This window comes from Streptomyces sp. NPDC059850, from assembly GCF_042731515.1.
Classification (GTDB): domain Bacteria; phylum Actinomycetota; class Actinomycetes; order Streptomycetales; family Streptomycetaceae; genus Streptomyces.
Genome location: NZ_JBHWJI010000048.1, coordinates 1 through 14411, shown reverse-complemented (window position 1 = coordinate 14411; position 14411 = coordinate 1). Strand labels below are relative to the sequence as shown.

The 14411-nt window shown below is 68.4% G+C and carries 11 protein-coding genes; all 11 read right to left on the bottom strand.

The genetic code is table 11. From position 1 onward, the window contains the following. Positions 1 to 22 precede the first annotated feature (22 nt). Positions 23 to 1099, bottom strand: a complete 1077-nt coding sequence (locus ACFV9T_RS31110) for an ABC transporter ATP-binding protein (RefSeq protein ID WP_385445784.1) — start codon at positions 1097 to 1099, stop codon at positions 23 to 25. Further along, positions 1038 to 2108 (bottom strand): ABC transporter ATP-binding protein, encoded by a 1071-nt coding sequence (locus ACFV9T_RS31105; protein ID WP_385445783.1) that lies wholly within the window; start codon positions 2106 to 2108, stop codon positions 1038 to 1040. The genes ACFV9T_RS31110 and ACFV9T_RS31105 overlap by 62 nt, the downstream gene beginning before the upstream one ends. Positions 2109 to 2110: 2 nt before the next feature. After that, positions 2111 to 3148, bottom strand: a complete 1038-nt coding sequence (locus tag ACFV9T_RS31100) for an ABC transporter permease (RefSeq protein ID WP_385445782.1) — start codon at positions 3146 to 3148, stop codon at positions 2111 to 2113. Beyond that, positions 3141 to 4064 carry an ABC transporter permease gene (locus ACFV9T_RS31095; RefSeq protein WP_385445781.1) on the bottom strand — a complete coding sequence of 308 codons (924 nt, stop codon included), beginning with the start codon at positions 4062 to 4064 and terminating at the stop codon, positions 3141 to 3143. The genes ACFV9T_RS31100 and ACFV9T_RS31095 overlap by 8 nt, the downstream gene beginning before the upstream one ends. Before the next feature lie 3 nt (positions 4065 to 4067). Then, positions 4068 to 5699, bottom strand: coding sequence for an ABC transporter substrate-binding protein (locus tag ACFV9T_RS31090; protein ID WP_385445780.1), 1632 nt, complete (start codon positions 5697 to 5699; stop codon positions 4068 to 4070). A gap of 306 nt (positions 5700 to 6005) precedes the next feature. Next, positions 6006 to 7193 carry an ABC transporter ATP-binding protein gene (locus ACFV9T_RS31085; RefSeq protein WP_385445779.1) on the bottom strand — a complete coding sequence of 396 codons (1188 nt, stop codon included), beginning with the start codon at positions 7191 to 7193 and terminating at the stop codon, positions 6006 to 6008. After that, positions 7186 to 8229, bottom strand: coding sequence for an ABC transporter ATP-binding protein (locus tag ACFV9T_RS31080; protein WP_385445843.1), 1044 nt, complete (start codon positions 8227 to 8229; stop codon positions 7186 to 7188). Before ACFV9T_RS31080 ends, ACFV9T_RS31085 begins: the two co-directional genes overlap by 8 nt. Positions 8230 to 8255: 26 nt before the next feature. After that, positions 8256 to 9215, bottom strand: coding sequence for an ABC transporter permease (locus ACFV9T_RS31075; protein WP_385445778.1), 960 nt, complete (start codon positions 9213 to 9215; stop codon positions 8256 to 8258). Then, positions 9208 to 10137 carry an ABC transporter permease gene (locus ACFV9T_RS31070; protein ID WP_385445777.1) on the bottom strand — a complete coding sequence of 310 codons (930 nt, stop codon included), beginning with the start codon at positions 10135 to 10137 and terminating at the stop codon, positions 9208 to 9210. The genes ACFV9T_RS31075 and ACFV9T_RS31070 overlap by 8 nt, the downstream gene beginning before the upstream one ends. Before the next feature lie 85 nt (positions 10138 to 10222). After that, entirely contained in the window at positions 10223 to 11851 is a 1629-nt protein-coding gene (locus ACFV9T_RS31065; protein WP_385445776.1) for an ABC transporter substrate-binding protein, read from the bottom strand. A gap of 427 nt (positions 11852 to 12278) precedes the next feature. Next, positions 12279 to 14144 carry a translational GTPase TypA gene (gene typA, locus ACFV9T_RS31060; RefSeq protein ID WP_385445775.1) on the bottom strand — a complete coding sequence of 622 codons (1866 nt, stop codon included), beginning with the start codon at positions 14142 to 14144 and terminating at the stop codon, positions 12279 to 12281. Positions 14145 to 14411: the final 267 nt, after the last annotated feature.

The window sequence follows — 14411 nt, the reverse complement described above, 5'->3', positions numbered from 1 at the left end:
ATCGTAAGCGGGCGGCTCCGCGCTAGCCAACAGGAGCACGCTCCTCCGCGAAGTGGCACGCCGACGGGTGCGCCGCCTCGCCCGTCAGCCCCGTCGGCACCGCCAGCACCGGGACCTCCGCCGCGCAGCGGGCGGCTGCCTTCCAGCAGCGGGTGCGGAAGCGGCAGCCGGTGGGCGGGTCGGCCGGGGAGGGGACGTCGCCGGTCAGCAGGATGCGGGCCCGGGGGGCAGGGGCCTCGGGGTCGGGGACCGGGACGGCGGACAGCAGGGCCTGGGTGTACGGATGCGTCGGGTGGTCGTAGATCTCGGTGCCGGTGCCGGTCTCCGCGAAGCGGCCCAGGTACATGACGGCGACCCGGTCGCTGATGTGCCGGACCACCGACAGGTCGTGGGCGATGAAGACGTAGGAGAGCCCGAACTCGTCCTGGAGCCGTTCCAGCAGGTTGACCACCTGGGCCTGCACCGAGACATCCAGCGCCGACACCGGCTCGTCCGCGACGATGACCTCGGGGCGCAGGGCGAGGCCGCGCGCGATGCCGATGCGCTGGCGCTGGCCGCCGGAGAACTGGTGCGGATAGCGGTTGATGTGCTCGGGGTTGAGGCCGACGACATCCAGCAGCTCCTGGACCGCGCGACGGCGGTCGCCCCGGGGCGCGACCTCGGGGTGGATCTCGTACGGCTCCCCCACGATGTCCCCGACCGTCATCCGGGGGTTGAGCGAGGTGTACGGGTCCTGGAAGACCATCTGGATGTTGCGGTGGACGGCGCGCAGGGCGCGCCCGGACAGCCGCGTGATGTCCTCGCCCCGGTAGTGGATCGTTCCGGCGGTCGGCCGCTCCAGGCCGACCAGCAGCCGGGCGAGGGTGGACTTGCCGCAGCCGGACTCGCCGACGATGCCGAGGGTTTCGCCGCGCCGCAGGTCGAAGGAGACGGTGTCGACCGCCCGGACCGCGCCGGTACGCCGCTTCACCACCACGCCCCGGGTCAGCGGGTAGAGCTTCGCGAGGCCGCGTACCTCCAGGACGGGCGGGGCGGGGTCAGCCGCCGACGGGGCCGACGGTACCGGCGGTGCCGAGGGGGTCGAGGGGGTCGAGGCCATGCAGCTCCTCCTTCCAGAAGTGGCAGGCGCTGGCCCGTCCGACCGCTCCGTCACCGGCCACCTCGTACAGCGGCGGCCGGTCGGTACGGCAGAGGTCGCGGGCGCGCGGGCAGCGGGGGTTGAACGGGCAGCCAGGGGGGAGCGCGAGCGGGCTGGGCGGCAGCCCCTTGATCGCGTACAGCTCGCCGCCGCGCTGCCCGCCCCGCTTCCCGCCCCGCTGGTCCACGCGCGGGATGGAGTCGAGCAGGCCACGGGTGTACGGATGGGCGGGGCGCCGGTACAGGTCGCGTACCGGCGCGGTCTCCACGATCCGGCCCGCGTACATCACGGCGATGGTGTCGGCGACGTCCGCGACCACGCCCAGGTCGTGGGTGATGAGGATGAGCCCCATGGCGTACTCGCGGCGCAGCTCCGCCAGCAGATCCATGACCTGGGCCTGGACGGTGACGTCGAGCGCGGTGGTCGGCTCGTCGGCGATGATCAGCTCCGGCTCCAGCGCGATCGCCATGCCGATCATGATGCGCTGGCGCATGCCACCGGAGAACTGGTGCGGATAGTCCCCGGCCCGCGCCTTCGCGGCCGGGATGCGGACCCGGTCCATCAGCTCGACGGCCCGCGCCCGGGCGTCCCCGCGCGACATGCCCCGGTGTACCTGGTACATCTCGGCGAGCTGCGCGCCCACCGGGATCACCGGGTTGAGGGCGGACAGCGCGTCCTGGAAGATCATCGACATCTTGGCGCCACGGATCCGGCGGCGCTCCTCGCGGCCCAGGGTCAGCAGATCGCGGCCCTGGAAGAAGACCTTGCCGCCGGTGACGAAGGCGGGCGGGGTGTCGAGGATGCCCATGATCGCCTGCGCGGTCACGGACTTCCCGGACCCCGACTCACCCAGCACGGCCAGCGTCCGCCCCGCGTCGACGGCGTAGCTCACCCCGCCCACCGCCTCGGCGACGCCGTCCCGGGTGCGGAAGGCGACGCGCAGGTCCCGTACGTCCAGCAGCCGGGTCACGGCTAGCGCAGCTTCGGGTCGAGGGCGTCGCGCACCGCGTCGCCGAGCATGATGAACGCGAGCACGGTGATGCTGAGCGCCGCCGCGGGCCACAACAGCATGTGCGGGGCGTTGCGGATCTGGGTGGACGCGGACGAGATGTCGATGCCCCAGGAGACGGTGGGCGGTTTCAGCCCCACGCCGAGGAACGACAGCGTCGCTTCCAGCGCGATGTACGTGCCGAGCGCGATGGTCGCGACGACGATCACGGGGGCGACGGCGTTGGGCGCGATGTGCCGCAGCAGCATCCGGCCGTTGCCCGCGCCGAGGGTGCGCGCCGCGAGCACGTAGTCCTGCTGCTTGACGGTGACGACCGCGCCCCGGGCGATACGGGAGATCTGCGGCCAGCCCAGCAGCACGATGAAGCCGACCACCGGCCACACCGAACCGCTGGTGACCACCGACAGGAAGACCAGCCCGCCGAGCAGGATCGGGATGCCGAAGAAGACATCGGCGATCCGCGAGAGCAGCCCGTCCCACCAGCCGCCGAAGAACCCGGCGAGGCCGCCCAGCACGCTGCCGAGCAGGGCCGCTCCGGCGGTCGCGCAGATGCCGACGGTGATGGAGGCGCGGGCGCCGTAGACGGTGCGGGTGTAGACGTCCCGGCCCTGGAGGTCGAAGCCGAAGGGGTGGCCGGGGGCGGGGCCGTCCTGCGCCTTGGCCAGGTTGCCCTGGTACGGATTGCCGTCCGCGATCAACTGCGGCCACACCGCGATGGTCACGAGGAAGAGGATGACCAGCGCGGAGACGACGAAGACGGGGTTGCGGCGCAGATCGTGCCAGGCGTCGGACCACAGCCCGCGCGCCCCGGGCGCCGGGCCGCCGCCGGGGGCCGGGCGCCCGGCGGCGCGCAACCGCAGGCCCGGCAGGGGGCGGCGCAGCCACGGACGGCCGCGCGGCCCGCCCTCCAGGGTCGCGGTGCCGGTGACGGCGATATCGGATGACGCCTTAGGGGGTTCAAGGGGCTCAAGGGGCTCAAGGGGCTCAAAGGGCTCAGGCATACCGGATCCTCGGGTCGAGCACGGCGTAGAGGAGGTCGACGAGCAGATTGGCGAGCAGGAAGACGATCACCAGGATGGTGACGAAGCCGACCACGGTCGGCGAGTTCTGGCGCAGGATGCCCTGGTAGAGCTGGTAGCCCACGCCATGGATGTTGAAGATCCGCTCGGTGACGATGGCCCCGCCCATCAGCGCGCCGATATCGGTGCCGATGAAGGTCACCACCGGGATCAGCGAGGTGCGCAGCAGATGCCGGACGACGATCCGGCGGCGCGGCAGCCCCTTGGCGACGGCGGTACGGACGTAATCGGCGCGGGCGTTCTCGACGAGCGAGGTGCGGGTGAGGCGGGTGGTGTACGCGAGGGACACCAGCCCCAGCACCACCCCGGGCAGCAGCAGTTCGGTGAACGGCGCCTCGGGGGCGACGGACGGCCGGGCCCAGCCCCACTCCACGCCGAACACGTACTGCAGCACGGTGCCGCTGACGAACGTCGGGATGGAGACCACGACCAGGGTGAGCAGCAGCACCGAGGTGTCCAGCCCCCGGCCCCGGCGCAGTCCGCTGAGCACGCCTAGGGTGACGCCGAGCGCCATCTCGAAGACGATGGCGACGATGGTGAGCCGCAGGGTGACGGGGAAGGCCTCGGCCATCAGCTCGGTGACCGGCTGGCCGTTGAAGGCGGTGCCGAACTGGCCGCCGAAGACCTGCCCCATGTAGTGGACGTACTGGCTCCACAGCGGTTCGTCGAGGTAGAGGTCCTCGCGGATACGGGCCGCGGTGGCCGGGTCGGGGGCCTTGTCTCCGAACAGGGCGGCGACCGGGTCGCCGAGCGCGTAGACCATGAAGAAGATCAGGAACGTGGCGCCGAGGAAGACCGGGATCATCTGCGGCAGCCGCCGCAGCACATAGCGGCCCATGGCTCAGCCGACCCTGATCTGGGAGTATACGGGGACGCTGAACTGGTTCAGGGTCACCTCGCGCAGCCGGGGCGCGTAGCCCGCGCTGCCGTTCTGGTACCAGAGCGGAATGGCGGGCATCTGCCGGGCGAGGATCTTCTCGGCGTCCTGGAAGGCGGTGATGGACGCCCCGTCGGCGGACGCCGCGTTGGCCTGGTTCACCAGCCGGTCGAAGCCGGTGTCGCTCCAGTGGCCGTCGTTGGAGGAGGCGTCGGTGTAGTACAGCGGCTGCAGGAAGTTCTGGATCAGCGGGTAGTCCATCTGCCAGCCCGCCCGGAAGGGTCCGGTCATCCGCTTCCCGGCCATCTTGTTGCGGTAGTCGGCGAAGGTGCCGACCGGCTTGCCGACGCACGCCCGGTCGCTGCGCAGCACGGTGTTGACGCTGTTGCAGACGGCGTCGACCCAGTCCTTGTGGGAGCCGGTGTCGGCGTTGTACGTGATCGTCATCCGGCCGCCGGGCAGCCCGCCACCCGCCGCGATCAGCTTCCGCGCCCGCTCGGGGTCGTACGAGCAGGCGTCCCCGCACAGCCCCGGCTGGTAGCCGCCCTGGCGGCGCAGCACCGGGGAGGTCCAGTCGGTGGCGGGGGTGCGGGTGCCGCGGAAGATCCGGTCGGTGATCTGGGCGCGGTTGATCGCCATGGAGATGCCACGGCGCAGCTTCGCCCGGGCGGGCCCGCTCCACGCCTTGTCGTACATCGGGAAGGTGAGGGTCTGGATGATCCCGGCGGGCTGGTTGATGTAGCGGTTGCCGAGGTCGGAGCGGACGAACTTCAGCTGCTGGGCCGGGACATCGTCCACCAGATCGAGATTGCCCGCCTGGAGATCGGTGTAGGCCGTGTTGCTGTCGGTGTAGACGCGGAGGTCGACCCCTTTGTTACGGGCCTTGTCGGGACCCCGGTAGCCGCCCCAGGCGCGCAGCTTCATGACCGCGCCCTTGTCGTACGACGCCACCTGGTACGGGCCGTTGCCCACGGGCTTCTTCAGCCAGGCCTCGTGGTCCTCGAAGAAGGCCCGGGGCAGCGGCGCGTAGGCGTTGTAGCCGAGCGTCTTGGGCCAGGACGAGAACTTCTGGGTGAGCCGGACGGTGAAGGTCCGCTCCCCCGTCACCCGCAGCCCGGAGAGGGTGCGGGCGGTGGGGCGGCCGGTGGCGGGGTGGACCTTGTCGTACCCCTCGATGTACTCGAAGAAGTAGGCGTTGCGCTGCTTGTTGTCGAGCAGGGCGCCGTAATTCCAGGCGTCCGTGAAGGACTTGGCGGTGACCTTCTCGCCGTTGCCGAACCGCCGGTCCTTCTTGATGGTGACGGTGTACGTGCGCTGGTCGTCGGTGGTGATCCGCTCCGCGAGCGCGTCCTTGGCCGCACCGGTCGCCGGGTCGTACCGCTTGAGCCCCCGGAAGATCATGTCGAGGACCTTGCCGCCCTGGACATCGTTGGTGTTGGCGGGCTCCAGCGGATTCGGCGGATCGCCCCAGGAGGAGCGGACGATGCCCTCGGACGAACCGGAATCACCGCCGCAGCCCGCGACGGCCGGGACGGCGGCCACGCACAGGGCGCACAGCACACACCGTGTCCGCATGACGCGCTGGGCTCCGCGCATGGCGCCTCCCGAGGACCCGTTCCAAGATCCGTCTCAGGCCCTCATCACACCCCAGGGCCGGGAGACCCGCACGCCGGTGACCGCTGTCCGTGGCAGCGGCCCGGTGGCATTGGCAAAGCGCGAGCCGAGCGGTACGTCCCGCGCTCGGCAAGCGCTTTCTATGCCACTGTGGCCTATCGTTCCCCGCGATTCAAGAGCCTGTTCCATATCTTTAATCGATTCAACAGCGGGGCGGCGGGCCGGGCCGGGAGACGCCGAAGGGCGCCCGGCCGGTGGCCGGGCGCCCTCCCTCACGTGATACGCGGGCTACGCGTGCACCACGTCCTTCTCCTCCGCGAAGTGGCACGCCGACTCGTGCGCCGCGAGCGAGTCCGTACCGGCGAAACGCTCGGGGATCGCGAGCAGCGGCACCTCCTTCGCGCACTTTTCCTCGGCCTTCCAGCAGCGGGTGCGGAAGCGGCAACCGGAAGGCGGGTTGGCCGGGGAAGGGACGTCGCCGGTGAGGATGATCCGCTCCCGGCCCTCCCGCGCCTCCGGGTCGGGCACCGGGACGGCGGACAGCAGGGCCTGGGTGTACGGATGCGTCGGGTGGTCGTAGATCTCGGCGTCGGTGCCGATCTCGGCCATCTTGCCCAGGTACATCACGCCGACCCGGTCGGAGATGTGGCGGACGATGGACAGGTCGTGGGCGATGAAGATGTAGGACAGGTTGAACTCGTCCTGCAGCTTCTCCATCAGGTTGATGACCTGCGCCTGCACCGACACGTCCAGCGCCGAGACCGGCTCGTCGCAGATGATGATCTCCGGGTTGAGCGCGAGGCCGCGGGCGATGCCGATGCGCTGGCGCTGGCCGCCGGAGAACTGGTGCGGATAGCGGTTGATGTACTCGGGGTTGAGGCCGACGACGTCCAGCAGCTCCTGGACCTTGCGCCGCCGGTCGCCCTTGGGCGCGACCTCGGGGTGGATCTCGTACGGCTCGCCGATGATGTCGCCCACCGTCATCCGGGGGTTGAGCGAGGTGTACGGGTCCTGGAAGACCATCTGGATGTTGCGGCGGACGGCGCGCAGGGCACGGCCGGAGAGCCGGGTGATGTCCTGGCCCTTGTAGAACACCTCGCCCGCGGTGGCGGTCTCCAGGGTCATCAGCAGCTTGGCGACGGTGGATTTGCCGCAGCCGGACTCGCCGACGATGCCGAGCGTCTCGCCCTGGTAGAGGTCGAAGGAGATCCCGTCGACCGCCTTGACCGCGCCGACCTGCTTCCTGAAGAGGATGCCCTGGGTCAGCGGGAAGTGCTTGACCAGGTTGCGCACCTGGAGGATCGGCTCGCCCCGGTCGACCTGTGCGTCGAGCGCCGCGACCGCCTCGTCCTCGGTGGCCACCTCGACCGTCGTCACCTCGGTGACACTGGGCGTGGCGTCCGTGCCCTTGGAGGCGTCCTTGGCGGCGTCCTTGGAAGTGTCCACGGCCTTGTCGTTCTTCTCCGTCTCAGCCATGGATCGTCTCCTTCCAGAAGTGGCACGCGCTGCCGCGGCCCGGAAGCGCGGTGCCGTCCTGCTCCGCCACCGCGGCCAGCGCCGGGACCTCGGTGGTGCAGATGTCCTGGACCTTCGGGCAGCGCGGGTTGAAGGCGCAACCGGTCGGGATCTTGAGCAGGTTGGGCGGCAGGCCCTTGATCGCGTACAGCTCCTGGCCCTTGTGGTCCAGCCGCGGGATCGAGTCGAGCAGTCCCTTGGTGTACGGGTGGGCCGGGCGCTTGTACAGCTCGTGTACGGGGGCGGTCTCCACGATCCGGCCCGCGTACATCACCGCGATCTTGTCGGCGACATCCGCGACCACGCCCAGGTCATGGGTGATCAGGATCAGTCCCATGTTGTACTCGCGCTGAAGCTCCGCGAGCAGCTCCATGACCTGGGCCTGGACGGTCACGTCGAGCGCGGTGGTCGGCTCGTCGGCGATGATCAGGTCCGGCTCCAGGGCCAGCGCCATGGCGATCATGATGCGTTGGCGCATACCGCCGGAGAACTGGTGCGGATAGTCGCCCACCCGCTCCTTGGCGGCGGGGATGCGGACCCGCTCCATCAGCTCGACGGCCTTGGCCTTGGCGTCCTTCTTGGACAGCCCCTGGTGGACCCGGAACATCTCGCCGAGCTGGTAGCCGACGGAGAGCACCGGGTTCAGCGCGGACAGCGCGTCCTGGAAGATCATCGCGATCTTGTTGCCGCGGACCTTCCGGCGCTCCTCGGCGGACAACTTCAGAATGTCCTGGCCCTGGAAGAGGATCTCACCCTGTGGGATCTTGCCGGGCGGCATGTCGAGGATGCCCATGATCGCCTGCGCGGTCACGGACTTTCCGGAACCGGACTCGCCGAGCACGGCGAGCGTCTCGCCCGCGTCCACGCTGTAGTTGACTCCGTTGACGGCCTTGGCGACGCCGTCACGCGTATGGAACTCGACGTGCAGATCACGCACGTCGAGCAGCTTGTGGCCGCTGCCCTCGTCCGGGCGCGGAGCGGGGACGTCCGCAGGCATGTCGATGATGGTCACGTACGCCTCCCTCAGCGCAGCTTCGGGTCGAGGGCTTCGCGCACGGCGTCGCCCATCATGATGAACGCCAGCACGGTGATGCTCAGGGCGCCAGCCGGGAAGAGTAGTACGTGCGGGAAGTTTCGGATGAACTGGGTGCCGTCCGAGATGTCGCCGCCCCAGGAGATGGAGTTGTCACCGAGCCCGAGACCCAGGTAGGACAGCGTCGACTCGGCGACGATGTACGTGCCGAGCGAGATGGTCGCGACGACGATCACCGGAGCGATCGCGTTCGGCAGGATGTGCCGGAACAGGATCCGCTTGGTGCCGGCGCCCAGGGCCTTGGCCGCCACGACGTAGTCCGCGTGCTTGGTCGTGATGACCGCGCCGCGCATGACGCGGGCGATCTGCGTCCAGCCCAGGAAGGCCAGCGCACCCGTGACCACCCAGACGGTGCGCTGGGTGAACGAGTTGAGCACGACCATCGAGCCGAGCAGGAACGGGATACCGAAGAACACGTCGGTCAGACGCGAGATGAGGCTGTCCCAGAACCCGCCGAAGTAGCCGGCGAGCATGCCCATCAGACCGCCGAAGAGGGTGACGAGGAGCGTCACGCCGAGGCCGACGATGATCGAGTTGCGGGCACCGTAGAGCACCCGCGCGTACAGGCTGCGGCCCGTGCCGTCGTAGCCGAACCAGTCCTCCTGGAAGACATGGCCGAGGTTCGGCTTGCCCAGGAAGTGGTTGGCCTGGTCGCCGGTGGTCGGGCTGGCGCTGGTGAACAGGCCGGGGAACGCGGCGACGAGCAGGATCACCAGGATCAGCGACCCAGAGACCACGAACAGCGGGTTGCGGCGCAGGTCCCGCCAGGCGTCGGCGCCGAGGCTGCGCGGCTTCTCGGGCCCCGGACCGGCGTCCGTGGTGACGGGCGTGCCCGCGACGACCTCGGCGGCTTCCTCGCTCGCGGACGAGGACTTAGTCAGTTCAGGCATAACGGATCCTCGGGTCCAGGACCGCGTAAAGCAGGTCGACGAGGAGGCTGGCGAGGAGATAGATGAGCACCAGAACGGTGACGATGCCGACGATGACCGCGCCCTCGCGGCGTGCGAGCGCCTCGAAGAGCAGGTTGCCGACGCCGGTCACGTTGAAGATGCCCTCCGTCACGACGGCGCCGGCCATGAGGCTGCCGATGTCCGTGCCAAGGTAAGTGACCACGGGGATGAGCGAGTTGCGCAGCAGGTGCACCGTGATGATCCGCTTGCGCGGCAGACCCTTGGCAGTGGCGGTGCGGATGTAGTCGGCGGACCGGTTCTCCGCGATCGAGGTGCGGGTCAGCCGGGCGACGTACGCGAGACCGACCATGCCGAGCACCAGTGCCGGGACCATCAACTGACCGACGTTGGTGGAGTCCTGGACGGTCGGTGTGATCCACCCGAGCTGGTTTCCGAAGTACAGCTGGAACGCCAGACCGATGACGAAGATCGGGACGGAGATGACCATCAGGGTGAACAGCGTGACAGCGGTGTCGATGACCTTGCCGCGCCGGATGCCCGCGATGACGCCGAGGGTGATGCCGACGACCAGCTCGAAGGTCCAGGCCATGGCGGCGAGCCGGATCGACACCGGGAACGCCTGCGTGATCTCGTCGAGGACCGGCCGGTTACCGGCGATGGTCCTGCCGAAATCTCCCTGGAACAGACCCCCCATGTAGTGCAGGTACTGCTGCCACAGAGGAAGGTCCAGACCTCTGTCGTGCCGGATCTGCGCGACCTGCGCGGGGTCCGGCGGCTTGTCACCCCACAGCGCCCGAATGGGATCGCCGGGGAGCACGTTGACCATGAGGAAGATCAACAGGGTTGTCCCGATGAACACCGGGATCATCTGGAGCAGTCGCCTCGCGACGTAGCGCCCCATTGGTGCCTCCGTCCATTCCGGAGCCGCCCGCAGCGGCGCCCGGTATCGCCGGACGCCGCTGCGGGACGGAATACTCCGTAGCGACTTACTTCTTGAAGACCTCGACGTTCCAGAGGATCGGGTCCCCGGCCTGGTCGAACTCGATCTTCTTCACGTTGTTGGACCAGGCCGAGTTGACCTTCTTGTAGAACATGGGGATGCCGGGCATCGAGTTCCGCAGTTCCTTCTCGGCGGCCTGGTACAGCTTCGCCGACTCGTCGACGCTCTTGGCCTCGTCGGCCTTCTTCACCAGTCCGTCGAACTTCGGGTCGGAGAAGTCGCCCCTGTTGCCGTCGACGCCGGTGCCGTAGAGGTCGGCCAGGAAGTTGCCGTTGAACGGGTAGTCGAGCACCCAGCCGGAGCGGTAGATCGACTTGACCTTCTTCTGGTCACGGATCTCGGTGTCGGCCTGGAAGTCGGTGACCGGGTCGCCCACGCAGTTCACGCCGGTCGCCTTGGTGATGCTGTTGCAGGTCGCGGTGACCCAGCCCTTGTGCGGCTGGTCGGCGTTGTACTGGATCGAGATCTTGTTACCCGGGACGCCGCCGCCCTGCTTGATCAGCTGCTTCGCCTTGGCCGGGTTGAACTTGCAGATGTCGCCGCACGCGTCGGCCTGGTAGCCCTTCACACCCTTGGCGACCCAGCCGGTGGCCGGCTCACGGTTGCCGAAGAAGGTGGTCTTGGCGATGGTCTCGCGGTCGATCGCCATCGACAGGCCCTGGATGACCTTGACGTCGATGTTCTTCCACTGCTTCGTGTAGAAGGCGGGGTTGATCGTGTCGATCGCGGAGAAGTCGGTATTGATCGCGCGCTTGCCGAAGTCCGACTTGAAGTTGGCCAGCTCACTGTCCGGCACCAGCGGCATGGTGTCGACGTTGTCCGAGCGCAGATCGTTGTACGCGGACTGCGGCGTCGTGTACGCCTTGAAGTCGATGCCGCCGTTCTTCGGCTTGCTGGCACCCTTGTAGCCGTTCCACGCGGTGACCTGGATCGACTTCTTGTGCTGCCAGGTCTTGAACTTGTACGGTCCGTTGCCGACCGGGCTCTCCCCGAACTTCTTCGGGTCCTTCAGCGCACCCGAGGGCAGCGGGTAGAAGGAGGAGTAGGCGAGCTTGTACGCGAAGTACGGGATCGGGTTCGCCAGCTTGATGGTGAAGGTGTTGTCGTCGACGACCTTCAGGCCGGACATGGTCTCGGCCTTGGCCTTGCCCTTCGCCGGGTGGACCTTGTCGTAGCCCTCGATGTCCCGGTACCAGGCGCTGTTCTGCTGGCCGTTGGCCGGGTTGGCGTCCCAGTTCCATGTGTCGACATAGGACTTGGCGGTGACCTTCTCGCCGTTGTGGAAGGTCCACCCCGGCTTCAGCTTGACGGTCCACACGCTGTTGTCGGCGTTCGGCGTGACCGACTCGGCGTTCTCGTACGTGATGTTGCCGGACTTGTCGTAGCCGACGAGACCCGTGAAGAGGGAGTCGATGACGACGCTGCCGTACGCCTCCATGGTGTTGGCCGGCATCAGCGAGTTCTGCGGCTCACCGTTGGCGTAACTGACGATCCCCTTGGGATCGACCTTCTTGTTGGCGTTGTCACCGCTGTCACCGCCGCCGCCACAAGCGGTCGCGCCCAGTGCCACGACAGCGGCCATCGCGACCCACTTGGCGCTCTTGGCACCACGCATGGGTTTGCCTCCTCCGGAGTCCTCTGCTGCTACGAGAGGGGTGCCCGGAGACACGCTGACACCCCTGACAGCGAAAGGGACCGGACCCCCCAGATGTGCTCGAAGGCCCGCACTCCCCACAGCGCGCGACCCGTTGACCCGAGCTCAATGGACCCCATGATTGAGCACGCCAGCCCCGTAAACCACACCTTATGGGTCTCGCTTTGGTCACATCATCTACGCGCGGAGCTTCGGAATCCGGACAAATCTGTCACAGACAGACACGCGCGAAACGGACTGTTAACACATCATGCGGAGCCTCAGCACCGATAACCGGACGGCACTCGCCGGATATCCCCTTGACGGCCGCCCTTCTGAAACCCCGACAGCCCGGGCCCCGCGAAAGAAGCGGAAGGCCCGGGCTGTCGGGGCGTACGGAGGCGGAAAACTAGCGCTTGGCGCGCGAGGCGGCGCGGCCGCGCTCCTTCTGGTCGAGGACGACCTTGCGGATGCGGACCGTCTCCGGGGTCACCTCGACGCACTCGTCGTCGCGGCAGAACTCCAGGGACTGCTCCAGCGAGAGCAGCCGCGGCGGCACCAGGGACTCGGTCACGTCCGCGGTCGAGGACCGCATGTTGGTGAGCTTCTTCTCCTTGGTGATGTTCACGTCCATGTCGTCGGCGCGCGAGTTCTCGCCGACGATCATGCCCTCGTACACCTCGGTGCCCGGCGAGGTGAAGAGCACGCCGCGCTCCTGGAGGTTGGTCATCGCGAACGCGGTCACCGCGCCCGAGCGGTCGGCCACCAGGGAGCCGCTGTTACGGGTGCGCAGCTCGCCGAACCACGGCTCGTGGCCCTCGAAGATGGAGTGCGCGATACCGGTGCCGCGGGTCTGGGTCAGGAACTCGGTGCGGAAGCCGATGAGGCCACGGGACGGCACGATCCACTCCATGCGGATCCAGCCGGAACCGTGGTTGGTCATGGTCTCCATGCGGCCCTTGCGGGTCGCCATCAGCTGGGTGATGGCGCCGAGGTGCTCCTCGGGGGAGTCGATGGTCAGCCGCTCGATCGGCTCGTGGAGCTTGCCGTCGATCTCCTTGGTGACGACCTCCGGCTTGCCGACGGTCAGCTCGAAGCCCTCCCGGCGCATCGTCTCGACCAGGATCGCCAGCGCCAGCTCACCGCGGCCCTGCACCTCCCAGGCGTCGGGACGCTCGGTCGGCAGCACGCGCAGCGAGACGTTACCGATCAGCTCCTTCTCCAGCCGGTCCTTGACCAGCCGGGCGGTGACCTTGTGGCCCTTGCCGCCCTTGCCGACCAGCGGCGAGGTGTTGGTGCCGATGGTCATCGAGATGGCGGGCTCGTCGACGGTGATCAGCGGCAGCGCGATCGGGTTCTCGGGGTCGGCCAGGGTCTCGCCGATCATGATGTCCGGGATACCGGCGACCGCGCAGATGTCGCCGGGACCGGCCACCTCGGCGGGCTTGCGGGTGAGCGCCTCGGTCATCATCAGCTCGGTGATGCGGACGTTGGAGATCGTGCCGTCGCGCTTGATCCAGGCGACGGTCTGCCCCTTCTTCAGCTCACCCTGCTCGACGCGGAGCAGTGCGATACGGCCGAGGAAGTTGTCCGCGTCCAGGTTGGTGACGTGGGCCTGGAGGGGGGCGGCGGCGTCGTACTCGGGCGCCGGGACGGTCTCCAGCAGGGTGACGAAGAACGGCCAGAGGCTGTCGCTGTCGGCCGGGACGGTGCCGTCCTCCGGCTTGGTCATCGAGGCGATGCCGTCACGGGCGCAGGCGTAGACGATCGGGAACTCGATCTGCTCCTCGGTCGCGTCCAGGTCCAGGAACAGGTCGTACGCCTCGTTGACGACGTCGTCGATCCGGGAGTCCGGGCGGTCCGTCTTGTTGATGCACAGGATGACCGGCAGCTTGGCCTGCAGCGCCTTGCGCAGCACGAAGCGGGTCTGCGGCAGCGGGCCCTCGGAGGCGTCCACCAGCAGCACCACGGCGTCGACCATGGACAGGCCGCGCTCGACCTCGCCACCGAAGTCGGCGTGGCCGGGGGTGTCGATGATGTTGATGGTGACAGGGTCACTGCCGTCCGCCGGGTGGTACTTCACGGCGGTGTTCTTCGCGAGAATGGTGATGCCCTTCTCGCGCTCCAGGTCGTTGGAGTCCATGACCCGGTCGTCCACCTGCTGATGCGCGGCGAACGCACCTGCCTGCTTCAGCATGGCGTCGACGAGGGTCGTCTTGCCATGGTCGACGTGAGCGACGATGGCGACGTTACGAATGTCGTGGCGCGTGGGCATACGAGCGCGCTTCTCCCGGTTTCGTGGGTGGCTGCGCGCTCCTTGATCCGGCGCGCCTTTCCGCCGGGCTGCTTACGCCACGGCTCACCCCATGGTAAGGGGACGGCGCGGGGACGGGTGCCGCCACCCCTCCCCCCGCCGTCCCCCAGCCTCCGTGGGTACTTCCGGAAGCCGATGTACAGGTAGCGGGGGCTGTCTCTTATACACAAATGACGCTGCCGACGATTTATGGTGTGTCTCTTATAAAAAACTGACGCTGCAGACGAT